At 35.1% G+C, this 316-nt stretch carries 1 pseudogene; it reads left to right on the plus strand.

Annotation, left to right across the window (positions count from 1 at the left end):
• Window positions 1–51 precede the first annotated feature (51 nt).
• Window positions 52–316, plus strand: a pseudogene (locus V7659_RS24905) (hypothetical protein); the annotation flags it as partial.

Genomic DNA, 316 nt, shown 5'->3' on the forward strand with positions numbered 1-316 from the left:
CGACTCTAATGTTTGGTAGAATATAGATAAAATTTATTTTGAGGTAAGAAGATGAAAATCTATGTAACGATGAAAAGTTTAGCTAAGAGGAAGGATTATCTAACCAAACAAGAGATTGATTTAGCAGAAGTTCCACAAACCCTTCGACAGTTATTGACAGGATTAGTGACGACTAAAGTTAAAGCATTCAATGCAGAAATTTCAGAAGCTATTTTGGTAAGGTTCCTTTCAAATGAGGAGATCCAACAACAGGTCCATGCCGGTAGTGTAGGTTTTGGAACTAAATATAATGAACAACAAATCGATTGTCACCTGG

The sequence above is a fragment of the Neobacillus drentensis genome (assembly GCF_036966985.1).
Classification (GTDB): domain Bacteria; phylum Bacillota; class Bacilli; order Bacillales; family Cytobacillaceae; genus Neobacillus; species Neobacillus drentensis_E.